Annotated in this window: 23 protein-coding genes and 1 riboswitch; of the genes, 9 read left to right on the top strand and 14 right to left on the bottom strand. The window is 62.6% G+C overall.

The annotated features are described in order from the left end of the window. Nucleotides 1–17 precede the first annotated feature (17 nt). The 4 genes from A0O30_RS03935 to A0O30_RS03910 all read right to left on the bottom strand — a co-directional run bounded on the left by A0O30_RS03935 (nt 18) and on the right by A0O30_RS03910 (nt 8359). Nucleotides 18–2735 carry a LuxR C-terminal-related transcriptional regulator gene (locus A0O30_RS03935; protein WP_105945651.1) on the bottom strand — a complete coding sequence of 906 codons (2718 nt, stop codon included), beginning with the start codon at nt 2733–2735 and terminating at the stop codon, nt 18–20. Nucleotides 2736–3082: 347 nt separating this feature from the next. Further along, complete coding sequence (locus tag A0O30_RS03925; RefSeq protein ID WP_105945650.1) at nt 3083–4447, bottom strand: DUF1329 domain-containing protein; 1365 nt, start codon at nt 4445–4447, stop codon at nt 3083–3085. Nucleotides 4448–4472: 25 nt separating this feature from the next. Continuing rightward, a complete protein-coding gene (locus A0O30_RS03920; protein WP_105945649.1) occupies nt 4473–6344 on the bottom strand; it encodes a DUF1302 domain-containing protein in 1872 nt (623 codons plus the stop codon). Nucleotides 6345–6676: 332 nt separating this feature from the next. Then, nucleotides 6677–8359 carry a fatty acid--CoA ligase gene (locus A0O30_RS03910; protein WP_105945648.1) on the bottom strand — a complete coding sequence of 561 codons (1683 nt, stop codon included), beginning with the start codon at nt 8357–8359 and terminating at the stop codon, nt 6677–6679. Nucleotides 8360–8578: 219 nt separating this feature from the next. On the opposite strand from A0O30_RS03910, the gene A0O30_RS03900 reads away from it, so the two are divergent. From A0O30_RS03900 to A0O30_RS03890, 3 genes are all read left to right on the top strand, one after another. Then, nucleotides 8579–9544: a 2-hydroxyacid dehydrogenase gene (locus A0O30_RS03900; RefSeq protein WP_105945646.1), complete on the top strand. Its 966-nt coding sequence runs from the start codon at nt 8579–8581 to the stop codon at nt 9542–9544. A gap of 54 nt (nt 9545–9598) precedes the next feature. Next, the gene (locus tag A0O30_RS03895) at nt 9599–10597 is read left to right on the top strand and encodes a class I SAM-dependent methyltransferase (protein ID WP_105945645.1); all 999 of its coding nucleotides are present in this window, start codon (nt 9599–9601) and stop codon (nt 10595–10597) included. 40 nt (nt 10598–10637) lie between these two features. Continuing rightward, nucleotides 10638–10777: riboswitch (yybP-ykoY riboswitch) on the top strand. Between the two features lie 88 nt (nt 10778–10865). Next, nucleotides 10866–11450 (top strand): TMEM165/GDT1 family protein, encoded by a 585-nt coding sequence (locus A0O30_RS03890; RefSeq protein ID WP_016484894.1) that lies wholly within the window; start codon nt 10866–10868, stop codon nt 11448–11450. Between the two features lie 125 nt (nt 11451–11575). Here the strand turns inward: A0O30_RS03890 and A0O30_RS03885 are convergent, their stop codons facing one another. The 4 genes from A0O30_RS03885 to A0O30_RS03870 all read right to left on the bottom strand — a co-directional run bounded on the left by A0O30_RS03885 (nt 11576) and on the right by A0O30_RS03870 (nt 13650). Further along, nucleotides 11576–12391 (bottom strand): M48 family metallopeptidase, encoded by an 816-nt coding sequence (locus A0O30_RS03885; RefSeq protein WP_105945644.1) that lies wholly within the window; start codon nt 12389–12391, stop codon nt 11576–11578. A gap of 180 nt (nt 12392–12571) precedes the next feature. After that, the gene (locus A0O30_RS03880; protein ID WP_105945643.1) at nt 12572–13192 is read right to left on the bottom strand and encodes an SOS response-associated peptidase; all 621 of its coding nucleotides are present in this window, start codon (nt 13190–13192) and stop codon (nt 12572–12574) included. Between the two features lie 15 nt (nt 13193–13207). After that, the gene (locus tag A0O30_RS03875) at nt 13208–13468 is read right to left on the bottom strand and encodes a putative signal transducing protein (RefSeq protein ID WP_105945642.1); all 261 of its coding nucleotides are present in this window, start codon (nt 13466–13468) and stop codon (nt 13208–13210) included. Continuing rightward, nucleotides 13468–13650 carry a CPXCG motif-containing cysteine-rich protein gene (locus A0O30_RS03870; protein ID WP_012270508.1) on the bottom strand — a complete coding sequence of 61 codons (183 nt, stop codon included), beginning with the start codon at nt 13648–13650 and terminating at the stop codon, nt 13468–13470. The genes A0O30_RS03875 and A0O30_RS03870 overlap by 1 nt, the downstream gene beginning before the upstream one ends. Before the next feature lie 125 nt (nt 13651–13775). On the opposite strand from A0O30_RS03870, the gene A0O30_RS03865 reads away from it, so the two are divergent. Beyond that, on the top strand, nt 13776–14942 hold the full coding sequence (locus tag A0O30_RS03865; protein ID WP_060500140.1) for a 1-acyl-sn-glycerol-3-phosphate acyltransferase: 1167 nt from the start codon (nt 13776–13778) through the stop codon (nt 14940–14942). 133 nt (nt 14943–15075) lie between these two features. Here A0O30_RS03865 and A0O30_RS03860 read toward each other — a convergent pair whose 3' ends face one another. After that, entirely contained in the window at nt 15076–15336 is a 261-nt protein-coding gene (locus tag A0O30_RS03860) for a hypothetical protein (RefSeq protein ID WP_105945641.1), read from the bottom strand. A gap of 159 nt (nt 15337–15495) precedes the next feature. Here A0O30_RS03860 and A0O30_RS03855 point away from each other — a divergent pair, with 159 nt between their 5' ends. Next, a complete protein-coding gene (locus A0O30_RS03855; RefSeq protein WP_003247353.1) occupies nt 15496–15702 on the top strand; it encodes a hypothetical protein in 207 nt (68 codons plus the stop codon). A 67-nt stretch (nt 15703–15769) separates the two neighbouring features. Here the strand turns inward: A0O30_RS03855 and A0O30_RS03850 are convergent, their stop codons facing one another. Beyond that, nucleotides 15770–16354, bottom strand: a complete 585-nt coding sequence (locus A0O30_RS03850) for a YajG family lipoprotein (protein WP_016713289.1) — start codon at nt 16352–16354, stop codon at nt 15770–15772. 145 nt (nt 16355–16499) lie between these two features. Here A0O30_RS03850 and A0O30_RS03845 point away from each other — a divergent pair, with 145 nt between their 5' ends. Beyond that, nucleotides 16500–16733 (top strand): hypothetical protein, encoded by a 234-nt coding sequence (locus A0O30_RS03845; RefSeq protein ID WP_105945640.1) that lies wholly within the window; start codon nt 16500–16502, stop codon nt 16731–16733. A gap of 600 nt (nt 16734–17333) precedes the next feature. Beyond that, entirely contained in the window at nt 17334–18842 is a 1509-nt protein-coding gene (mqo, locus tag A0O30_RS03840) for a malate dehydrogenase (quinone) (protein ID WP_105945639.1), read from the top strand. 56 nt (nt 18843–18898) lie between these two features. Here mqo and A0O30_RS03835 read toward each other — a convergent pair whose 3' ends face one another. The 4 genes from A0O30_RS03835 to A0O30_RS03820 form a co-directional block, all read right to left on the bottom strand. Further along, a complete protein-coding gene (locus A0O30_RS03835; RefSeq protein ID WP_051095858.1) occupies nt 18899–19189 on the bottom strand; it encodes a PA4642 family protein in 291 nt (96 codons plus the stop codon). A 68-nt stretch (nt 19190–19257) separates the two neighbouring features. Next, nucleotides 19258–19728: a hypothetical protein gene (locus A0O30_RS03830; RefSeq protein WP_105945638.1), complete on the bottom strand. Its 471-nt coding sequence runs from the start codon at nt 19726–19728 to the stop codon at nt 19258–19260. A 51-nt stretch (nt 19729–19779) separates the two neighbouring features. Then, a complete protein-coding gene (locus A0O30_RS03825; RefSeq protein WP_105945637.1) occupies nt 19780–20253 on the bottom strand; it encodes a WbuC family cupin fold metalloprotein in 474 nt (157 codons plus the stop codon). Between the two features lie 2 nt (nt 20254–20255). Beyond that, complete coding sequence (locus A0O30_RS03820) at nt 20256–20813, bottom strand: hypoxanthine-guanine phosphoribosyltransferase (RefSeq protein ID WP_019099801.1); 558 nt, start codon at nt 20811–20813, stop codon at nt 20256–20258. Between the two features lie 162 nt (nt 20814–20975). Here A0O30_RS03820 and upp point away from each other — a divergent pair, with 162 nt between their 5' ends. Both upp and A0O30_RS03810 read left to right on the top strand, forming a co-directional pair. Next, nucleotides 20976–21614: a uracil phosphoribosyltransferase gene (gene upp / locus A0O30_RS03815; protein WP_011532223.1), complete on the top strand. Its 639-nt coding sequence runs from the start codon at nt 20976–20978 to the stop codon at nt 21612–21614. A gap of 2 nt (nt 21615–21616) precedes the next feature. Continuing rightward, nucleotides 21617–22096: solute carrier family 23 protein (locus A0O30_RS03810; protein ID WP_305891557.1), on the top strand; the 480-nt coding region annotated here is incomplete at its 3' end.

Below are 22096 nucleotides of genomic sequence, written 5' to 3'. Positions count from 1 at the left end.
GACCTGCAGGGCCAGCATCACGCCAGCAACCCCAGGGATTTGGCCTTGGCCACCGCCTGCGTACGCCGCTCGACGCCCAGCTTGCTGTTGATGTGGCTGGCGTGGGTCTTGACCGTGTGCAGGGAAATGAACAGCCGCTCGCTGATCTGCTGATTGGAGCAACCCTGAGCGATCAGTTCGAGCACAGCCAGCTCACGGCCACTCAACGCCTCACCACTGCCCGTGCTGGCGCTTGGCAGCGGTGGCAGGCGCTTGAGCAGTTCGGCCTGAACCGGGCACGCGGCACCTGCCTGCAGTTGCTCGTGAAGCCATTGCGGGTGTTTTTCCAGCAGCGGCTGGAACGGTTGCACCACGCCGCCACGGGCGGCCTCAAGCAAGCCTGGCAGCAACTGCGCGGCCTGCCCTTCGCGGCCTTCGTCCAGCAGCAGGGAGAGCCATTGGCACAGGGCGCTGACGGCGAGCATCATGCCGCCACTGGCCTGCCCGCGCTCGACCAGGCTGGCCAGACGTTGCACGGCGTCGTCGCCACGTAACTGGATACGCTCGAGCAGCGCCTGCTGCAGCGCAATGTGCAACGGCAGCAGTGGGTGGAACTCCGGTGCTGCCGCTGGCTGCTCACCGCCGTAGGTCTGGCCCAGGCGCAGCAGCCAGGACTCGGCCAGGTCGGTGCGCCCCTGGGCCAGCCAGAGTTCGCATTTGACCAGGGTAATCATGGCCAGGTAGTAGACCGGGGGCACGTCCCAGATATGCATCAGGCGCTCAGCCTCGGCCAGTTCGGCAAAGGCCTCGGCAAAGTGCCCTTCCCGCCCATCGAGCGTGGCGATCACGCAATGGCCGATGAGCACACTGATGTCCCGGCAGGCCCGCGCCTCGCCCAGCCCCGCGCGCAACCGCGCACGGCCCTGGGCAGGCTGCAGGCGCGAAACCAACAGATAGCCTTCGTAAAGCGTCAGACGAGCGCGCACGGCATACAGCCGCTGTGCCGAAAGCCCTTGCAGGCGTTGCAGCCCTTGGCGCACTTCGTCCAGCGCCCGCAATACTTCGCCACGGGCGTGCAGTACACGCGCCCGGTCGTAATGGGCCAAGGCCTCGAACAACGGGTTGCCGACTCGCTGGGCCAGCTCCAGGGCTTCTCGGTTCCAGCCGCGGGCCCGCCAGAAATCACCATCGGCGATGGCCAGGTTGGACAGCGTCGACAGGCACACCAGGCGCTGGCCATAGCGCTTGCCTGGCAGGCTCTGCAGCGCTTCGCTGCAATAGGCCAACGTGCGCTCGCGGTCACCACGGCCTCGGGCAATCACCCCACTCAGCGCCAGCCACTGGGCCAGCATCGACTTTTGCGCGGTCGCCGAAGGTGCGGGCAGGAAGCGGCTAAGGTAGCCGGCAAGCTCCTCGGCCGCGTCCAGTTGGCAAGCCAGGCCCAACGCCCAGCTGTACAGCACGATAAGCCTTGGCGTGCTGATCAGCAGGCTGTCGGGCAAGTCCATCTTCCAGCGCAGCAACATGCCGACGTTCTGTTCGGCCAGCAGTTGCTCCTCGGACAGGCTCTGCACCAGGTCGGCGGCAACATCAAGGTGGCCGGCACGCAAGGCCTGCTCCACCGCCTCGTCCAGCAGGCCCTGGGCTTCGAACCAACGGCTCGCCCGCAAGTGCAAGCCGGCCAGCGGTTCGTTGGCCTGGCGACTGCGCAGCAAGTCGGAGAACAAGTGGTGATAACGGAACCAGTGGCCGTGCTCGTCCAGCGGCACCAGAAACACCTGGTGCGCCTGCAGGAAACGCAGGATCTCGGCGCTGTCGTGGCGGCCCCGCACGGCATCGCAAAGTTGGGCGCAGAAGCGCTCCTGGCACGCGGTTTCGTACAGGAAGGCCTGCACATCGGCGGGCAGCATGTCGATGACTTCTTCGAGCAGGTAGTCGCGAATCAGCCCTTCGCCACCATGCAGCGCCTGGGGCAAGGCCTGCTCGTCGGCACTGTCGCTGGCCGCCAGTTGCCAGAAACGCAACCCGGCCACCCAGCCATCACTGCGCTGGATAAGGTTGTCCAGGGCCTGGCCACGCAGGCCCGTGGGCTGGCGACCGATCACTGCCAGCGACTCTTCGGCAGTAAGGCGCAAATCCTGTTCGTTCAGCTCGACAAGCTGACGCGACAGCCGCAGGCGCGCCAGGTGCCAGTCCGGGCGCTGGCGACTGGTAACCAGCAACACCAGGCCGGCCGGCAGGTGGTTGAGGAAAAACTGCAGGCAACGGTCGAGTACAGGCCCTTGGGCCAGGTGATAATCATCCAGTACAAGCAGCAAAGGTGTATCCGCTTGCAGGTACAACGCCAGCTCGTCGAGCAGGCCGTCAAGCCACTCTTCGAAGGCGAACGGCTGATGGCGCTGGCGCATTTTCAGCAAGCCCATGGCCTGGCCACCCAAGGCCGGGCAGTATTGCTGCAGCCCTTCGAGCAGGCGCTCAAGGAAGCGGCCTGGGTCTGCATCTCGCTGGCTCAGGCCAAGCCACAGGCTGCGCCAGTATTCGGGCAGTGCCTCGCAAAACTCGATGGCCAGGGAGCTTTTGCCGAAACCCGCCGGGGCGTTGACCAGCAGCAGGCGACCGCCGAGGCCGGTGTACAGACGCTGGCACAGGCGCGGACGCGGCACATGCCCCTCCGGCAGGGGGGGCCGAAAGAAACGCCCGTCCAGCAGGCCCAGGGCCTGACTGGCGAATCCATGCGTACGGGACAGGTCTGTCATGGCCGGCTCGTTCTGGTTGGAAGACTACGGCGATATGGATGCTTGCGAGACTAGCCGGTAACGCAGCGCATTTGAAGATGATGGGCGCATTTGCCCCGGGAAAGACTGCGACAAAAAGCGACAAGGCTGATGGACAAGGGCTGGGGCGGGGGTTTGGGTGGGTATTCAGCAGATTTACTGCCTGTTCGGGCCTCTTCGCGGGCACGCCCGCTCCCACAAGTCTTGTGCTGGTTTCGGCTACGGCGCAATCCTGTGGGAGCGGGCGTGCCCGCGAAGAGGCCGGGGCAGGAAAATGGAAACGCCCCGGCAAGCCGGGGCGTTCTGGGGATCACACGGAGTCTTTCAGGTTACCGAATACCCGACTGACGCAGCGCTGCTGGCTGGAAGTCAGCCTTGCTGGCACTGAAGCCAAAGTCGTAGGCACGCTTCTCTTCGTTCTTCATGCCCAAGGCCAGGTAACGACCCGACTGCAGGTCGTAAATGGTCTCCAGGGTGTACCAAGGCACCTCATTGTTGTAATACGGCTGGGAATGGGCTTCGGAAACGCGCCACAGCTGGTTGCGACCGTCGTACTGGTCGATCACCGCAGCCTGCCAGGTGTCTTCGTCGATGTAGAAGTCACGCTTGGCATAGATGTGGCGCTGGCCTGGCTTCAGGGTCGCGACCACATGCCACACGCGGCGCAGCTCGTAGCGGGCCAGGTCCTGGTTGATGTGCCCGGCCTTGATGATGTCGGTGTACTTCAGCTTGGGGTCGTCCAGCTTGAAGGCGTTGGAGGCGATGTACAGCTCTTTCTTGCCTTCCAGCTTCCAGTCGTAGCGGTCTGGCGCACCGTTGAACATGTCCAGGTTGTCGGAGGTACGCAAGCCATCGGCAGCGGTACCCGGGCCGTCATACGACACCTGCGGCGCCTGGCGCACACGGCGCTGGCCGGCGTTGTAGATCCACGCCTTGCGCGGTTCCTTCACCTGATCGAGGGTTTCGTGCACCAGCAGCACGGTACCGGCCAGGCGCGCAGGTGCGGTCACTTCCTGCTTGAAGTAGAACAGGATGTTGCCTGGGTTGTTCGGGTCGTAATCCTTCATCTTGTCGCGGAAGACGAACTGGTCGGAGAAGTACACCGGGTTGAACGAGCCGTTCTGCTGTGGCGTGGCCTGGGTCACCAGGCGGCTGACACTGCCCCCCCGGTAGCGGGTGATGTGGTTCCAGATCACCTCCAGGCCGCTTTTGGGGATCGGGAACGGCACAGCCGTGCGGAAGTTGTTCAGGCCGTTGCCGCCTTCCACCAGGGTGGTTTTGGTGGCGTTTTCCTTGATGGCCGCGAACACATCGGCCGGGACGGTTGAACCGCGATGGGTTTTGAACACGGGGATCTTGAAGGTGTCCGGGTAGCGCTTGAGCATGGCCAACTGGCCCGGCGAAAGCTTGTCCTTGTACTGGTCGGCGTTCTGCGCGGTGATGGTGAACAGCGGCTTGTCACTGCCGTACGGGTCGGACAGGAAACCCTTGGCATCAGCGCTGCCTGCGCTCTTCGACAACGGCTCCCACGGGCCGATCGAACCATCGGCGTTACCGGCTTTTTCGGCGCCCATCGGGGTCAGGGTACTGCCCAGCTTGGCCGCCTCGTCGGCGGATACCGCAGCCATCACGCTGGTCGCCAGCAGGGACAGGCCCAGTACACCGGCTTGCAGCAGACTTCTGGTCTTGTTCATGTCGTGTCGTCCTGGATCTGTGTGCTTAGAAGTTCACGCCGAAGCTGAGCGCGACGAAGTCACGGTCATCCACAGTGGTGTACTTGCCATCGAAGAAGTTGGTGTACGACAGGCTCGCCGTGTAGGTGTTCTGGTACTCGGCGTCCAGGCCCAGGCTGACTGCCTTGCGGCCTTCCTCGAAGTTGCCGCCAGGGCCTGGCGAGTAGCCGGAGACGTCATGGGACCAGGCCACGCTCGGCTTGAGGTTGACCCCGGCGAATACGTCGTTGTAGTCCCAGATGGCGCGGGCGCGGTAGCCCCAGGAGGTGCTGGTGGTGAAGCCGTCACTGTTGCAGTTGCGCGACAGGTTGGCGGTGGAGCTACCCAGGCCTGAACCGCCGATGGTGGTGCGGTTGAGCGCATTACACATGTCGCCGGGCAGCTCGCCAGGGCCATACACCGGGTCACGGCCATAGCGTGCCTTGCTGGTGCTTTCCAGGCCACCAACGTGGGTGACGCCGACTTCGCCCACCACAGTAAGGCGGCTGGCGCCCATCACCTGGTCGAAGAAGTGGGTGAAGGTGGTCTGGAACTGAGTGATCTCCTTGCGACGGTAGCCGTGCAGGTCTTGCCCAGCAGTACCCTGGAGCACCGAGGCATTGCTGTACTCCTCCAGCGGCGTGACGCCAGCAAACAGAATGTCGGTTGAGTTCAGTTGAACTGGCGCATTCGGGCGATAACTGAGCTCACCGCTCCAGGCGGTACCAGTAGGCAGCGTGGTAGAGAAGCTCAAGCCATAGAGGCGAATGTCTTCCGGATATTCGACGAAGTACTGCGAGTTACCCGCAACGATAAGTGGGCGCAATGCAGGCGGCAACGTAGCGACCCGATCGAACACAGCCTGCGAAGCACCGGTGGCACTGAAGATCGGTGCACGGCTGTGATAGTTCATGAAGTACGCACCGAACTCAGTGTCCAGCGGCTCGAACATATAGCGGAACGCAACGCCAAACTGGCCGCTGTCCCGCGCATCGCGATCTGCGCTGCGGCGTACCAGCACGCCTTCTTCGTTGTAGTTTACGCCGGTAGCAGCGAGCAGGCCCTGGACTGCGGGCGGCTGGAGGCCCAGAACCCGGCTGCTGGCCAACACCCGCAGGTTGTCACTGCAACCGTCAGCAATGATGTCCGGTTGCGAGAAGAAGGTGCCGCAGTTGTCGACGACTGTCTGGTCCCATTCGATCTGGTAGAAGGCCTCGGCCGAGAGGTTGTCGGTCAGGCTTTGCGACACATAGAACATGTTGACCGGAATCAGGCCTTCCTTGATTTCGGCCCCCGGACGGCGAAATGCCGATACGTCGATGGGGTTGATCGAGTTGATACCGCCGCCGATGAAGGTACTTTCACCCCAGCTCACCACCTGCTTGCCCAGGCGCACCGAGCCGGGCTGATCGCCAATGGAGTAGTTGTGGTAGACGAAGGCGTCGAGCAACTCGGCGCCAGAAGACTTGGCGCCCTCCTTGCGGTTGGAGTCGCTGATGTCCTTGAACTCACGGCTTTCGTCCTTCAGTTCGAAGTCGTACCAGTACTTGCCGCGCACGAACACACCGGTATCGCCGTACTTGAGCTCCAGGTCATGGATGCCCTTGAAGATCTTGGAGAAGGTTTCGCCCTTCTTGAAGTTCAGGTGGCCATCGTCGGAGGTCTGCGACAGGCCCTTGCCGCCGTTGTTGACACCGATCAGGTTCTTGTTGGGGTTGGCCGTCGACCAGCTGGCGCCGATGGAGAGCGAGGAGTCGAACTGGCCTTCGATTTCACCAATGTTGAAGCTGACAGCGAAAGCAGGACTTGCGAGCGTGGAAGCAAGGCTGACGGCCAGGGGCAACTTGGCCCGGCGCCAGAACAGGTTTGCAGATTTCATCGACGCTACTCCATGTACTTTTTTGTTATGGCAGTGAGTCCTTTCAAGAACGGCCCGAGCGACCGGTTTGCAGGTTTGCACCTGCGACGACACGGCTTGCGCGTGTCGCCCTCCCCCATTCCTGAAAATCCCCTGGCCCCGACTATAGCCAGCAAGGCACAGGCGCTTGATCCCTCTAAAGTGTGATTTGCGCTCCATGCCGCCAACTCGCTGCACTGTTGTCCCGGTTGCGGGCTGGCAGTGCTAAAGGATGGCGCATTTCAGCCGTTTGGCAAGGCGTGAAGGCCTCTAGCGTGCGGGTCGCGTTCTGGCGTTCGCGACCCGCACGGCGGTTACAGCGTGGAAAGGAAAGCGCTGTTGCTGGCTTGCCACTGGACGATGTCCTGGCGGATGCGTTTCTTGTCGAGCTTGCCGACACTGGTCTTGGGAACTTCAGTAACAACGGCGATCTGGCTAGGAATCGCCCACTTGTTGATGTGCCCTTGCTCGACGAACGGCTTGAGGTGTTCCTTGAGCGCCTTGGCATCAATGGCCTGGCCGTCGCGCACCACCAGCAGGGCAAACGGGCGCTCGCCCCACTGCGGGTCGGCCACCCCGACCACCGCCACTTCACGTACGGCCGGGTGGCGGCTGATCAGGTCTTCCAGATCGAGTGAGGAAATCCACTCGCCACCGGTCTTGATCACATCCTTGATGCGATCACGAATGTCGATGTAGCCCATGCCGTCGAGGGTGGCGACGTCACCGGTGTGGAGCCAGCCGCCCTGCCACAGCTCCTCGCTCTTTTCCGGCTCCTTGAAATAACCCATGGTCAGCCACGGCGCACGCAGCACCAACTCGCCCTGGGTCTCGCCATCGGAAGGAAGGAAGTTGCCGTCGCCATCGACAATCGCCGCTTCGACCAGTGGCACCGGCACGCCGGCCTTGATGCGGTAGGTGATGCGCTCGTCTTCACTGCCAGCCTGCAACTCGTCGTTAAGGTGCGCGGCGGATATCAGCGGGCAGGTCTCGGACATGCCGTACGCTGCGGTTAGCTGGATACCCCGGGCCAGGGCAGCCTGGTAGAGCGAACGGTTGAGCGCGCTGCCGCCGATGATGATCTTCCAGCCGCCGAAGTCCTGGCCCTGCGAAGTCGGGCAGTTGAGCAGCATCTGCAGAATGGTCGGTACGCAATGAGAGAACGTGACCTTCTCCTCACGCCACAGCTTGACCAGCATGTCTGGCTCATAGCGCCCAGGGTACACCTGCTTCATACCGAGCATGGTGGCGGCGTAGGGGATGCCCCAGGCATGCACATGGAACATCGGGGTAATGGGCATGTACACATCGTTGCTGCCCAGCAGGCGCACGCTGTCGATACTGCCGGTGACCGAAGCCTCGGCCAGCGTGTGCAGCACCAGTTGCCGGTGGGTGAAATACACGCCCTTGGGGTTGCCGGTGGTGCCGGTGGTGTAGAAGGTGGTGGCCACCGAGTTTTCGTCGAAATCGGGGAAATCGTAGTGCGGGCTGGCAGCGGCCAGCAATTGCTCGTATTCGCCCACCAGGTTGGGTAGCTCGGCGGTCTTGTCCGGGCCATCGGTCAGCAGCAGGGTCTTGTCGACGGTGGTCAGCTGCCCGGCAATACCCTGGTAGAGGCCGACGAAATCGCTGTTGACCAGCACCACGCGGTCTTCGGCGTGGTTCATGGTGTAGAGGATCTGCTCGGGCGACAGGCGCACGTTGATGGTGTGCACCACGGCGCCGATCATCGGGATGGCGAACATGCATTCCAGGTAGCGGTGGCTGTCCCAATCCATCACCGCCACGGTGTCACCGGCCTTTACTCCGGCCTCGGTCAGCACATTGGCCAGGCGTGCGATACGTTCGTTGAGCTGTGGATACGTCAGCCGCAACTGGTCGCGATAGACGATTTCACGGGTCTTTTCATAGCGGCTACCGGATATCAGCAGGCGCTTGATCAGCAGTGGGTAGGCGTAGGCGCCCTCGGCGGGCTTGATGATGCGGGTCTGCAACATGGGTATCCCTTTTCTGAAAAGCGAGCCGGACAAGTCTGACAACTACTGTAGTGCGGCAATGTGACGGCTAAATCAGCCGAAGGAATGATTTGCGAGCCAAAGGTATGAGTGGCAGGCGTTGACGGGCGGTAACCCCGGGCTAGACACTGCGCCTGTAGACGCGGGCCTGCCCGCGAATGGCCATAACACCAACATCCCGCCCTGCCACCGGAGCCCCCCATGCCCAGCCCGCGTCGCGCCGTGTTTCTCGATCACCAGTCCCTGGACCTTGGCGACCTCGACCTCTCGCCCCTGAAGCAGCAGTTCGATGAATTCGAGCTGTTCGCCGCCACCCGTCCCGACCAGGTGGCAGAGCGCCTGCAAGGCGCGGTCGCAGTGGTCAGTAACAAGGTCATGCTCGACGCCCCCATCCTGGCCGCCAACCCGCAGCTCAAGCTGATCCTGGTGGCCGCCACCGGCACCAACAATGTCGACCTGGCAGCGGCGCGCGCCCAAGGCATCACCGTCTGCAACTGCCAGGGTTACGGCACACCGTCCGTCGCACAGCACACCCTCGCCCTGCTGCTGGCCCTGGCCACCCGCCTGTGCGACTACAACCAGGCAGTAGCCGACGGCCAATGGGCCAAGGCCAGCCAGTTCTGCCTGCTGGACTTCCCCATCGTCGAGCTGGAGGGCAAAACCCTCGGCCTGCTCGGTCACGGCGAGCTCGGCGGCGCGGTGGCGCGGCTGGCCGAAGCCTTCGGCATGCGCGTACTGAGCGGGCAGATTCCCGGCCGCCCGGAACGTGACGATCGGCTGCCACTGGACGAACTACTGCCGCAAGTGGACGCCTTGACGCTGCATTGCCCACTGAACGAGCACACCCGGCATATGCTCGGTGCCCGCGAACTGGCCCTGCTCAAGCCCAATGCGCTGGTGGTCAACACAGCCCGTGGCGGCCTGATCGACGAACAGGCGTTGGCCGACGCCCTGCGCCAAGGCCACTTGGGCGGTGCGGCCACCGATGTGTTGAGTGTGGAGCCGCCGGTCAACGGCAACCCGCTGCTCGAACCGGGTATCCCGCGCCTGATCATCACCCCGCACAGCGCCTGGGGTGCGGTAGAGTCGCGCCAGCGTATCGTCGGCCAGCTCAGCGAGAACGCCCAGGCCTTCTTCGCCGGGCAGCCACGCCGCGTGGTCAGCTGAGCCCGGCGCCCGCCTCTGCTACACTGCGCCACTTTTTTCCAGGAGGCGTCGTCCATGGACCCGCGCAGTGAAGTGTTGCTCCGCCAGGCAGAGCTGTTCCAGGGGCCGCTGCTGATCGCTGGCGCCCCCGCCGACGGCCTGCTCGCCCAATTGCCACAGGCCGAGGCCTGGACTTGGCACGCCGGCGATCAGGCCATGCTCGACAGCCGCTTCGCCGGCCGCAGCCATTACGGAGTCGAGCCGCCTGAAATGGCATTCGACAGCGCCGTGCTGTTCCTGCCCAAGTCCCGTGAGCTGGCGGCCTACCTGTTGAATGCCCTGGCATCGCGCCTGGCCGGTCGTGAGCTGTACCTGGTCGGCGAAAAACGCGGCGGCATCGAAGGCGCGGCCAAGCAGCTACAGGCCTTTGGCAAACCGCGCAAGCTGGACAGCGCCCGCCACTGCCAGCTGTGGCAAGTGACCATCGAGCAGGCACCCGAGGCCAAGCCACTGGCAAGCCTGGCCGAGCACTTCGAGCTGGCGCTGGAAGACGGCCCTTTGCAGGTGGTCAGCCTGCCGGGCGTATTCAGCCACGGCCGCCTCGACCGCGGTACTGCCCTGCTGCTCAAGCACCTCGACGGCCTGCCAGGCGGCCATGTGCTGGACTTCGGCTGCGGCGCGGGGATATTGGGCGCCACGGTCAAGCGCCGTTATCCACAAAGCCGGGTAACGCTGCTGGATGTGGACGCCTTCGCAGTAGAAGCCAGTCGTCTGACGCTGGCTGCCAACGGCCTGGAAGGCGAAGTGATCAGCGGTGATGGCATCGACGCAGCACCGACCGAGCTGAGCCTGATCCTGAGCAACCCGCCGTTCCATACCGGGGTGCACACCAATTACCAGGCCTCGGAGAACTTGCTGAAAAAATCTGCCGTTCATCTGCGAAAAGGTGGCGAAATGCGCTTGGTCGCCAACAGCTTCCTGCGCTACCAACCGCTGATCGAAGGGGCACTGGGCAACTGCCAGGTACGCGACGAGGCCGACGGCTTCCGTATCTACCGCGCAACCCACGGATAAAAAACAGCACTTGCCGAAAGCGTTTTGCCTAGGCAGAATCCGCACCGTCCTAGGGGAGTAGTCTCCCGCGAGCGCACTGCTCGCCCGGTACGCGTCAACATACTTGGTCCACAGACCATGGCGCGTGCGACCCACCATGCCAGCCTGCATGGAGAGATCCGCGTAGACGGATCCAGGGTTTGACAAGACCTATGACACGCACACCTTACCCGGGGCGGGGAGGCTGTACGTGTCATAGCCGTGTCGACCCGCCCCCGTAGGAATCCTGATGCTGGAATCTCTGTTGGTCCCCACCGCTATCGTTGCCTTGGCCGAAATCGGCGACAAGACGCAACTGCTCGCTCTCATTCTTGCTGCCCGCTTCCGCAAGCCTTGGCCGATCATCGCCGGCATCATCGCCGCCACCCTGGCCAACCATGCGGCGGCCGGTGCCGTGGGCGCCTGGTTTGGCAGTTTCTTCAGCGACTCGGCCCTGCACTGGATCCTGGCCGCGAGCTTTACCGCCACCGCGCTGTGGACACTGGTACCGGACAAGATGGATGACGACGAAAACCCGGCACGTCGCTTCGGACCGTTCCTGACTACGCTGATCGCGTTCTTCCTGGCCGAAATCGGGGACAAGACCCAGGTTGCAACCGTGATGCTGGCTGCGCAGTATCCGCACCTGATCATGGTCATTATCGGTACCACGCTGGGCATGCTGATTGCCAACGTGCCGGTGGTTCTGGCGGGTAACTTCGCGGCAGACAAGCTGCCACTGACGCTGATTCGTCGCCTGGCGGCCACGGCGTTCTTCGTGCTGGCGATCGTGGCCGTGTACTCGGCGATGAAGGCCAGTGGCTGGGTGGGATAACGGCAAAAGTGGGGGCGCTTTGCGCCCCTTTCGCGACACAAGGCCGCTCCTACAGGGGATCGCGTAACCCTTGTAGGAGCGGCCTTGTGTCGCGATGGGCCGCAAAGCGGCCCCTGGTTCTGCAACTACTGCTTGGCAGCCTGGTACAGCGGCATCACCTTCGGAATCGCTGCCTGCAACGAAGCGATACGGCTTTCAGAAGCCGGGTGAGTGCTCATGAACTCTGGCGGCGCGCCTTCGGAAGCCTTGCTCATCTTGTTCCACAAGGTGATCGCGGCATTCGGGTCGTAACCAGCGCGCGCCGAAAGCTCAAGGCCGATCAGGTCGGCTTCGTTCTCGTTGGCCCGGCTGTTGGGCAGGGTCATGGAGTAGTTCACCACGGCATCGGCCATGGCCATGCTGCCCTCGCCCAGGCCCAGGAGGGCACCGGCACCCTGGCGGGCCATTTGCACGCCATAGGCCTTGGACATCGCCTCGCGGCTGTGCTCACGCAGGGCGTGGGCAATTTCATGCCCCACCACGGCGGCAATTTCCGCATCGGTGAGCTTGAGCTGATCGATCAGCCCGGTGTAGACGATGATCTTGCCGCCCGGGCCGCAGTTGGCGTTCAGTTCGTCGCTTTTGATCACGTTGACTTCCCAGTTCCACTGCGCAGCATCCGGGCGGAACTTGGGCGCCTGGGCGATCAGGCGGTTGGCGATGACCTGCACGCGTTTGGCATCGGCGCTGGACTTGTCGAGCACCCCCTTGCTCGACGCTTCGCCCAAGGTCTGCTGGTACGACTGGGCGTACATCTGGTTGACCTCATCGGTCGAAAGCATGCTGAACATGTACTGCTGGCGCTGTACGCCGACAGCACCGCCGCTGGTGGTGTTCACCGCCTGGCAGCCGGCCAGCAGGATGCCAGCACTCAACAGGCTGACAACAAAAGACTTACGCATGAAAACACTCCCTTTTTTACATGCGCCGTATCCTAGGCCGTGTCGCCAGTGCCTGCTATAGCCGTAGGGAAGATTTTCGTCGCCTGCACTGGCCTCTTCGCGGGCACGCCCGCTCCCACAGGTACAACTTAAACCTGTGGGAGCGGGCGTGCCCGCGAAGAGGCCGGTACAGGCGGCACATCAAGCCGGGGTAAGACACTCCGGCGCATCCAGCTTCGGATCATTGACGAAATTGGCCAGGGCCCGCTCGCGCAGCTGTGCCGCAGGGCTGGCCAGCAACTCGTGCAAGCGGGTAACCGGCGTATCCGGGTCGAGCCAGGCCGCCTGCCCCGCCTCATCCAGTATCAGCGGTCGACGCTGGTTCATGGCCGCCTGGGTCACCACCGCACAGCTAAGCCACACCTGATCCTGCACGGGATAGGCCTCCCACACCGCCGCAAAGTAAAGCGACGAACCCTCCCCCGGGGTCAACCAGTACGGGCGTTTACGCACGCTGCCACGCCACTCGTAAAAGCCGTTGGCCGGCATCAGGCAGCGGCGCTGGCGAAACGCCTCGCGAAACATGGGTTGCTCGGCCAGCGTTTCGGCGCGGGCATGGGCGGGGGTGCGGGACAGGTCGGTAAGCCAGGCCGGGGTCAGCCCCCAGCGCGCCTTGGCCAGTTGCTGCTGGCCGTCGAGCTGGCGCTGGATCAGCACCGAGGCACCGGGAGCAATGTTCCATTGGGCCGGCTGGCCTTCAGGAAAACCAGGCAGGCTGGCCAGCGCCTGGGGCCAGCGAAACAGGGCGTAACGTCCACACATGGGCGAATTCAGAACCTAGCAGATCAAGGTACCGGGGAAACTCTCCGGTTCGTCGCCAACCAGTGGCTGGGCATCATTGTACGCATCGATCAGCCGCCGTGCGTACTCGGCCTGCTCATCCGCTACCGCAAGCCCCAGCAAGCCTTGCATCGGCAACTCGCCCACACCGCCCATCAGGTCACGGCCCACCAGTTGCACGTCGACACCCTCACTGGCCAGCATCCCGATCAGCATTTCGGCTTCGAGCAGGTTTTCCGGTTCATAGATCCGCTGCATCAGTCGTTCTCACCGAAGACATCCAGCATCCACTCCTCGCCATGAACCTGCAGCACGAAGCGGATAGGCTTGCAGCATACCTGACAGTCCTCGATGTACTCCTGATCGCCGCCGGACAGGTCCACCGTGGTTTCGACTTCTTCGCCACAATAAGGGCAATCGTAGATCGCAGTTTCCAGCATCGCGGCCTCCGGGGTGACTTATGCGTATAATTGCCGGTCTGTTTACAGGGCCAGTGTGTGTCCGAGCCGTTTTTCGGAGCCCGCCCCTACCTTATTACCCTAGCCGTTTCCAACAAGAGAGCATGATGGGCGAATTCGATGCCATCCGACCGTACGACGACGCTGAGGTCCCTGCCGTTCTGGCACGCCTGCTCAGCGACCCGGCATTCCTCGATATCCTCACCCACTTCCGCTTCCCGCGTGCGGCCGGTGCTCTCGGCTGGTTGCTCAAACCGCTGATTGCCCGCCGCCTGCGCAAGGAATTCGCCGGCGTTACCTGCGTTTCCACCTTGCAGGACAAAGTCGAGTACTACGTCGACCAGACTATCGACCGTGCCACCGACGGCGTCACCTATTCGGGCGTGGAGCAGCTCAAGGCCGGCACTGCCTACCTGTTCCTGGCCAACCACCGTGACATCGTCATGGACCCCGCCTTCGTCAACTATGCGGTGTACCACGCCGGCCTGCCCACGCCGCGCATCGCCATCGGTGACAACCTGCTGCAAAAGCCCTTTGTCAGCGACATGATGCGCCTGAACAAAAGCTTCATCGTGCACCGTTCGATCAGCGGCCGCCGCGAGAAGCTGGCGGCTTACCAGTTGCTCTCGGCCTACATCAACCACTCGATCCGCAACGATGCCACCTCGATCTGGATCGCCCAGGCCGAAGGGCGGGCCAAGGACGGTGACGACCGCACCGACTCGGCAATCCTCAAGATGTTCCACATGAGCCGCAAGGACGAGCCGTTCGGCGCGGTGATCCAGAGCCTTAACCTGACGCCCGTGTCGATCAGCTACGAATACGACCCGTGCGACCAGGCCAAGGCCCGCGAGCTTTACATCCGCGCCACCACCGGCACCTACAAGAAGGCGCCGGGCGAGGATGACAACAGCATCGCCAAGGGCATTACCGGCTACAAGGGCCGGGTGCACATCAACTTCGCCCCACCGGTGACCGAATACCACGAGGACACCAAGCAGCTGGCGGCGGAAATCGACCGGCAGATCCTGGGTGGCTACCGGCTATTCCCGGTGCATTACCTGGCGTATGCGATGTGGGACGCCAAAGATGAGGCGCTGCAGGTACCAAGCGCCGAAAAAGTGTTCCCGGCTGATGAGCTGGCCAAGGCCAAGGAAGAATGGCAGCGCCGGCTGGATGCCTGCCCTGAAGAGCAGCGGCCGTACCTGGTGGTGCAGTATGCGACACCGGTGCGTAACCAGTACCAGGTCAGGCAACAAGCGCCGGTCGCCTGATAGATTGCTGGGGGCTGCTTTGGCAGCCCATCGCCGGCAAGCCAGCTCCCACAGGGACCGCATGCCCCTCAGGCTTGTGCAATCCTGTGGGAGCTGGCTTGCCGGCGATGGGCCGCAAAGCGGCCCCAGATTCTCAAACCCAGGTACTGAACCAGGACAGCAACAACGCCATCGCCAGGCACGAGAAACCGAGGATATAGAAGTACTTCGGCACCCGCAGGTCGAACGCGTCCACAATCCCCTCATCCACTGCCATGTATTCACGGGTCTCGGCATCACGCCGCCGTGCACTGTGCAGCAGCAACCCGCCCGGACAGGTCAGCAGCAGCGCCAGCAGGTTGATCCACTTGACGGGGTGGGCGGACAGAAACCCCCAGAGCACTTGCAAGGACATCAGGCGACCTCGGTGTGAGCAGCAACAAAGGCCCGCATTTTACCCAAGTCGCACCCCGGCACCCTGCCTGGGCGACAAAGTGTCATTAAATTTCATCTGTCATTAGCTCGTCATCAGAACAGGCCACCCTATCGGCCTTTCATGACCCGGAGCTTGTTCATGTTGCACGCCGAAAACCAGGACCGCCTTTATCTCGTCGCCCAGAGCGATGAACAACAGGCGCTGATCGATGGTTTTGCCATCAACGTGCAGGACCGCCAATGGCTCGTCTACTGTGCGCTAGGTGGGCATGTGCATGAAGACTTGCCCGAAGTGGATGCCGGAACCGGCTTCAGCCTGCTGGATTTCCACATAGAAGCGGCTTGAACCTGCACAGACAAAAAAACCCGCTGCCTGGCACCCAGGCAGCGGGTTTTCTTTTATTGCCGAAGGCTTACTGCCCCAGCACCTGCCCGATGGTCGGGTCTTTGAACATACGGGTCAGCGCATCGCTCAGCACATCACCCACCAGCTGGGTGTTGGTGTCCTGGTTCGGCGCCATGCCGAAACGCTGGTCCAGCGAAGCACCGTAACGGCCGCTGTAGCTGCGGCCGCCGTTGCGCACGTCGGCACGGAAGGTGGCGCCGATGGTGGCTTCGGTCACGTACAGGTTGTCTTTGGGCGACTGGTATTTCAGCTCGGCCAGGGTCACGGTCAGCTGCGGTGCGTTATAGGCATTTGGCGTCGGGGTGAAACCGAGCAGGCGCACGGCCGCTTCGGCCTGGGCTTGCAGCTTGGGCACCACGTCGTTACCGCTGACGCTGATGGTGCTGGTTTCAGGGTACATGCCACCACGGGTACCCAGGGACTGCGAAGCCCGGCCGTCAACCACCCGGACCACCACCGGCTGGCCATGGCCGACCGGCGTGAGCTGGGCCTTGAGCGTGGGTTGCGGGTTGAGTTGTTGCGGGCTGTGGGCACAACCGACCAGGCTGAGGCTGGCCACGGCGATCAAACCGAACAACAGACGTTGCAACATGCGCGTTTCTCCAGAAAATGCGGCTAAGGCGCACAGTATACCTAGGCACGCATCGACCAGTCATCGGTCCGGCCCGCTTGTCACAATCGTTTCATGGCCTCGCCCTTATCCTTGCGCCAAGCCCTCACGCAAAGGACTCCCCGTCATGGCCTCGCTCTGGACGCTGCTCTTCCAACGCCCGCGCCACAATGCCTATGCCCGCCTCGATGCCCACGGCAAATGCGTGGCCTTCAAGCAATGCAGCCAGCCACCCAGCGGCAGCGACTGGGTCCGGATTGGTGAAATCCGGTTGGCCTGGCTGGGCCACGAACTGCCTGCCGACGCCCGGGTTTGCACCCGCGCAAGCCGCCGCTGGCACCAGCGCATCCTCGCGGCCTGACAAACGCTGCAATAAAAACCACGAATGGCGACATTTCTGCCCGCGACATCGCTATAATCTCCCCCCGATTATAAGGACGTCTCCTGATCGGGCCCCGCACTCGCCGATTGACCCCGGCAACTTCACCGCTTCGCCCACAGAGAGCCTTCCACTCAGGTCTTGCATCGGCTGTCGTGCCTGCTTTTCCGGCCCTTCACACTGCATGAACCTGCGGGTTGCCATCGCGCAGTCCCCCTTTGAGGTTCACGTCTCCAAAAGAGCGTGAAAAAACGGTTTTCACAACTTCACAAGAGTGTGGCGAGCAAATGAACAGTCTGGCATGTGCAAAAGCGGCAGATGTGTCCCGAACAGCCCTGAACAGGCGGCAAATGCGCTCATCCCGTATGAGTGTCTGAACCGTTCCATAACGCACGCACGACACCTTGACCATAAGTCGAATTGCCGCACCTGTGGCAAACGGCGTTCAATACCCGAACCCGAAGACTGATTGGCGGTGTCCGCGGAAGTTGCAAGAACTGCGAAAAGTCGGACATGGCGACCCTGGCGAACCCAGGTCCTATGCTGTCAATTAGGTAGCTGTAGATTGTGGAGACGCGTTAAATGGCGCAGAACGAATCGGTTGATGTGGTACTGGTAGGCGCGGGCATCATGAGTGCCACCCTGGCCGTACTGCTCAAGGAGCTCGACCCGACCCTGAAGCTTGAGGTCGTCGAGGCGATGGACTCCGGAGCCGCGGAAAGCTCCAACCCCTGGAACAACGCAGGCACCGGCCACGCCGGTCTGTGCGAGCTTAACTACACGCCCCAGGCCGCCGATGGCAGCATCGACATCAAGAAGGCCGTGCACATCAACACCCAGTTCGAGGTTTCGCGCCAGTTCTGGGCTTACCTGAGCAAGAAGGGCAACTTCGGCTCGGCACGTGCGTTCATCAACCCTGTCCCGCACCTGAGCTACGTCGAAGGTGACAAGGGTGTTTCCTTCCTCAAGAAGCGCTTCGAGCTGCTCAAGCAGCACCATGCCTTCGCCGACATGGAATACACCGAAGACAAGGCCGTGATGAACGACTGGATGCCGCTGATGATGCCTGGCCGCCCGGCCGACCAGCACATCGCCGCTACCCGCGTGGCCAAAGGCACCGACGTCAACTTCGGCGCCCTGACCAACAAGCTGCTCAAGCTGCTGGGCGACTCGCAGGACGCACAGGTCAAGTACAGCAAGAAGGTTGTCGGCCTGCGCCGTAACGGCAGCGGCTGGACCGTGAGCATCAAGGACGTCAACAGCGGCGGCAGCCGTGAAGTCGACGCCCGCTTCGTCTTCCTGGGCGCCGGTGGCGCGGCCCTGCCGCTGCTCCAGTTGTCGGGCATCCCGGAAAGCAAAGGCTTCGGCGGTTTCCCGGTCAGCGGCCAGTGGCTGCGTTGCGACAACCCGGAAATCGTCAAACAGCACCAGGCCAAGGTCTACAGCCAGGCCGCCGTAGGCGCCCCGCCGATGTCGGTACCGCACCTGGACACCCGCGTTGTGGACGGCAAGACTTCGCTGCTGTTCGGCCCGTACGCTGGCTTCACCACCAAGTTCCTCAAGCACGGTTCGCTGATGGACCTGCCGCTGTCGGTACGCATGGGCAACATCGGCCCGATGCTGGCCGTAGCCCGCGACAACATGGACCTGACCAAGTACCTGGTCAGCGAAGTGATGCAGTCGATGGAGCAGCGCCTGGAAGCCCTGCGTCGCTTCTACCCGCAGGCCAAGGCCGAAGACTGGCGCCTGGAAGTGGCCGGTCAGCGTGTGCAGATCATCAAGAAAGACCCGAAGAAAGGCGGCGTGCTGCAGTTTGGTACCGAGCTGGTCTCGGCCCAGGACGGCAGCCTGGCCGCACTGCTCGGCGCATCGCCAGGTGCTTCGGTTACCGTGTCGATCATGCTGGAACTGATCGAGCGCTGCTTCCCCGAGCAAGCCAAAGGTGCCTGGGCTGCCAAGCTCAAGGAAATCTTCCCGGCGCGCGAGAAGACGCTGGCGACCGATGCCGCGCTGTACCACAAGATCAGTGCCGACAACGACGTGGCGCTGGACCTGGTGGAAAGCAGCCCGGCAGCCAAGCATTACGCTTAAGCCGGCCTGAAACGAAAAAACGCCCCTCGGGGCGTTTTTTTGTGCCTGGGCCGTTATCAGCCGCGGGCGTTATCGATGATCTCGATGTACTCCGGCGCATTGCGCTGGTCGGCAATTTGCTCGACGAAGGTCTTGCCGTGCTCGTCCTTGCCATCCAGGTCCAGGCCTGCTTCGACGAAGAAGCCGACAAAGCGCTCGAAGTCATCGACGCGCAGGCCACGGTAGGCCTTGACCAGCTTGTGCAGCGACGGCGAGGTCACGCCATCGGCCGGCTCGAACTGAAGGAACGACTTGATGTAGTCGTCGCTGATTTCGTCACCGATTACCTGTTTCTTGTCTTTACGCATTGCCGACTCCAACTGGACCATCACGGAATTTCGAAGGCCGGCAGTGTACCCCCCGCAGGCCGCGTGCCTCAACGCGTACGTACGGTACCGGTGTGCAGGTCGGCCCAGATATGGCCGTTGCCATAGGTCAGAAACTGCACATACAGCGTTTCGTTGCGCAGCAGGTCCATGATCACCCGATAGTCGCTGACCGGGTAATTCAGGCTCAGGGTGCGGGTTTTTTCGTCATACACGGGCTTCTTCAGGCTCTTGGCCGCCTCGCCGTCGAACGTCAGCAGCACCTGGGCAATGGTCGCGCCCTTGCTCAGCGGCTTGCCTTTCAGGCGCACCTGCAACGACGACGTGATCGGGATCGGCTGCTGATCGGACTGGCGCTGGGCACCCACCACCACGGAGTAGTCGGTCACTTGCAGCAATTGCTGGCCGGTCGGCGCCTCCTGGCGTAAAGACAGGTCGTCAGGTGGCAGGAACTGACTGTGCAGCGGTGCGGCGGCGAGTGGCAGGCTGACTGCCAGCAGGAGGGGAAGAATCGCACGCATGTGAGGCTCCTTGTATGAAGGAGCACTCTAGCATGCCGTGTGCAGGCACTATCAATCGAACTGCGCGCGCATCCAGGCCTGGTACTCGGCGACACCCTCTTCGCCTTCACGCGGCGCCCAGTGCGCATGCTCGCCCTCGCCCACTGGCCGATAAGGCCCGGCCTTGCATTCGAACAGCATGCTGTCTGGCTCCAGCACCACCAACCCATGGTAGGTGCCCGGTGGCAGGTCCACGCCCAGGCAGTCGCCGCCCGCCTGCAGCACCCGCCTGGCGGTTACCACGCCCTGCTCATCGAAGATCAGCAAGCCCAGGCGGCCCTTGAGCACGATCAGGGCTTCAGCCTTGTCGTCGCTCAGGTGGCGGTGCGGCGGAATATAGGTATTTGGCTGCAGCCCCACCGCCATGCGGTGGCAAGGCTCTTCCATCTCATGGAAGGTGTGATGCTGGCGCCCGCGCGGGTTGGCGGCAGCCTTTTCGGCCAGCCCGGCGAACAGCGATTGGTCGATGAACGCAGGCTGGCGCACGGTCACAGCCCCTTGACGGCGAAGATGCCGTTGGCGTTGCGCCAGTAGCCTTTGTAGTCCATTCCGTAGCCGAAGATGTAGCGGTCGACGCACGGCAGGCCCACGTAGTTGGCCTTGAGGTCCGGGCTGGCCTTGCGGTCGTGGTCCTTGTCGATCAGTACCGCAGTGTGCACCGAGCGTGCGCCGGCATGTTTGCAGAACTCGATGATGGCGCTGAGGGTGTGGCCTTCGTCGAGGATGTCATCGACGATCAGCACGTCACGGTCGATGAACGACACTTCCGGTTTGGCCTTCCAGAACAGCTCACCGCCGCTGGTCTGGTTGCGGTAGCGGGTGGCGTGCAGGTACGAAGCTTCCAGCGGGAACTGCAGGTGGGTGAGCAGTTTGCCGGCGAAGATCAGGCCGCCGTTCATCACGCAGAACACCACCGGGTTCTTGTCGTGCAGGTCTTTGCAGATCTGCTCGCCGACGTTGGCGATGGCCGCTTCGACTTCAGCTTCGTTGTACAGGCAGTCAGCTTCACGCATGACTTGACGGATATGCTCGAGATCGGCGGACATGGCGCTCTCCGGGGGGTGCATTTTGGAAAAGCGGGCAAAGGTACGCATCCGCTCGTCACAGATCAAGCATTTATGGACTAACGTCCAGAATGACCAGACGACAGCACAGGCTGAATAGATTAATCTAGCGCGGTTTTTTTGCCCGCCTTTCGGAGCCCCCCTATGCCCACTCGTGAGATCCGCCATCCGCTGATCCGCCACAAGCTCGGCCTGATGCGCCGTGCCGATATCAGCACCAAGAATTTTCGCGAACTCGCCCAGGAAGTCGGCGCGCTCCTGACCTACGAAGCCACCCAGGACCTGCCACTCGAAACCTACGAGATCGACGGCTGGTGTGGCAAGGTTCAAGTTGAAAAAATCGCCGGCAAGAAAATCACCGTGGTGCCTATCCTGCGCGCCGGCATCGGCATGCTCGACGGCGTGCTCAGCCTGATTCCGGGCGCCAAGGTGAGCGCCGTCGGCGTTGCCCGCAACGAAGAAACCCTGGAAGCCCACACCTACCTGGAAAAACTCGCGCCGGATATCAACCAGCGCCTGGCCCTGATCATCGACCCGATGCTGGCCACCGGCGGCTCGATGGTCGCCACCATCGACCTGCTGAAAAAGGCCGGCTGCAAAGAGATCCGCGCCATGGTGCTGGTTGCCGCGCCAGAAGGCATCGAAGTGGTGGAAAAAGCCCACCCGGATGTGCAGATCTACACCGCCTCGATCGACCAGCGTCTGAACGAACACGGCTACATCGTGCCGGGCCTGGGCGATGCCGGTGACAAGATCTTCGGCACCAAGCAAAAGGACGCCTGACCATGCAGGACGGCTTCAACGACCCGCTCTGGCGCCAGGTCGTTTCGGGCGCGCAGATGCTCTTCGTGGCATTCGGCGCGCTGGTGCTGATGCCATTGATCACCGGCCTCGACCCGAACGTCGCGCTGTTCACCGCCGGCATCGGCACCCTGCTGTTCCAGCTGGTCACCGGCCGCCAGGTACCGGTGTTCCTGGCCTCCAGCTTTGCCTTCATCACCCCGATCATCCTCGCCAAGGGCCAGTTCGGCCTGGCCGAGACCATGGGCGGCGTGATGGCCGCAGGCTTCGTGTACACCTTCATGGGCCTGATGGTAAAAATCAAAGGCACCGGGTTCATCGACCGCATGCTGCCGCCGGTGGTGATCGGCCCGGTGATCATCTCCATTGGCTTGGCCATGGCACCGATTGCTGCCAACATGGCAATGGGCAAGGCCGGTGATGGCAGCGTGCTGCTGCCGTACAAGACCGCCATGATGATCTCG

The organism is Pseudomonas sp. LLC-1 (assembly GCF_002992185.1).
GTDB lineage: Bacteria > Pseudomonadota > Gammaproteobacteria > Pseudomonadales > Pseudomonadaceae > Aquipseudomonas > Aquipseudomonas monteilii.
This window is presented reverse-complemented; position numbering and strand designations above follow the sequence as displayed.

Excerpts from the sequence above, each read along its gene's own strand:
- A0O30_RS03860 (WP_105945641.1), bottom strand. The coding sequence starts at position 15,336 with ATGTCCTTGCAAGTGCTCTGGGGGTTTCTGTCCGCCCACCCCGTCAAG.
- mqo (WP_105945639.1), top strand. The coding sequence starts at position 17,334 with ATGGCGCAGAACGAATCGGTTGATGTGGTACTGGTAGGCGCGGGCATC.
- A0O30_RS03870 (WP_012270508.1), bottom strand. The coding sequence starts at position 13,650 with ATGCTGGAAACTGCGATCTACGATTGCCCTTATTGTGGCGAAGAAGTC.
- A0O30_RS03890 (WP_016484894.1), top strand. The coding sequence starts at position 10,866 with ATGCTGGAATCTCTGTTGGTCCCCACCGCTATCGTTGCCTTGGCCGAA.
- A0O30_RS03845 (WP_105945640.1), top strand. The coding sequence starts at position 16,500 with ATGGCCTCGCTCTGGACGCTGCTCTTCCAACGCCCGCGCCACAATGCC.
- A0O30_RS03880 (WP_105945643.1), bottom strand. The coding sequence starts at position 13,192 with ATGTGTGGACGTTACGCCCTGTTTCGCTGGCCCCAGGCGCTGGCCAGC.
- A0O30_RS03895 (WP_105945645.1), top strand. The coding sequence starts at position 9,599 with ATGGACCCGCGCAGTGAAGTGTTGCTCCGCCAGGCAGAGCTGTTCCAG.
- A0O30_RS03925 (WP_105945650.1), bottom strand. The coding sequence starts at position 4,447 with ATGAACAAGACCAGAAGTCTGCTGCAAGCCGGTGTACTGGGCCTGTCC.
- upp (WP_011532223.1), top strand. The coding sequence starts at position 20,976 with ATGCCCACTCGTGAGATCCGCCATCCGCTGATCCGCCACAAGCTCGGC.
- A0O30_RS03855 (WP_003247353.1), top strand. The coding sequence starts at position 15,496 with ATGTTGCACGCCGAAAACCAGGACCGCCTTTATCTCGTCGCCCAGAGC.
- A0O30_RS03885 (WP_105945644.1), bottom strand. The coding sequence starts at position 12,391 with ATGCGTAAGTCTTTTGTTGTCAGCCTGTTGAGTGCTGGCATCCTGCTG.
- A0O30_RS03910 (WP_105945648.1), bottom strand. The coding sequence starts at position 8,359 with ATGTTGCAGACCCGCATCATCAAGCCCGCCGAGGGCGCCTACGCCTAC.
- A0O30_RS03865 (WP_060500140.1), top strand. The coding sequence starts at position 13,776 with ATGGGCGAATTCGATGCCATCCGACCGTACGACGACGCTGAGGTCCCT.
- A0O30_RS03900 (WP_105945646.1), top strand. The coding sequence starts at position 8,579 with ATGCCCAGCCCGCGTCGCGCCGTGTTTCTCGATCACCAGTCCCTGGAC.
- A0O30_RS03875 (WP_105945642.1), bottom strand. The coding sequence starts at position 13,468 with ATGCAGCGGATCTATGAACCGGAAAACCTGCTCGAAGCCGAAATGCTG.
- A0O30_RS03835 (WP_051095858.1), bottom strand. The coding sequence starts at position 19,189 with ATGCGTAAAGACAAGAAACAGGTAATCGGTGACGAAATCAGCGACGAC.
- A0O30_RS03920 (WP_105945649.1), bottom strand. The coding sequence starts at position 6,344 with ATGAAATCTGCAAACCTGTTCTGGCGCCGGGCCAAGTTGCCCCTGGCC.
- A0O30_RS03850 (WP_016713289.1), bottom strand. The coding sequence starts at position 16,354 with ATGTTGCAACGTCTGTTGTTCGGTTTGATCGCCGTGGCCAGCCTCAGC.
- A0O30_RS03830 (WP_105945638.1), bottom strand. The coding sequence starts at position 19,728 with ATGCGTGCGATTCTTCCCCTCCTGCTGGCAGTCAGCCTGCCACTCGCC.
- A0O30_RS03820 (WP_019099801.1), bottom strand. The coding sequence starts at position 20,813 with ATGTCCGCCGATCTCGAGCATATCCGTCAAGTCATGCGTGAAGCTGAC.
- A0O30_RS03935 (WP_105945651.1), bottom strand. The coding sequence starts at position 2,735 with ATGACAGACCTGTCCCGTACGCATGGATTCGCCAGTCAGGCCCTGGGC.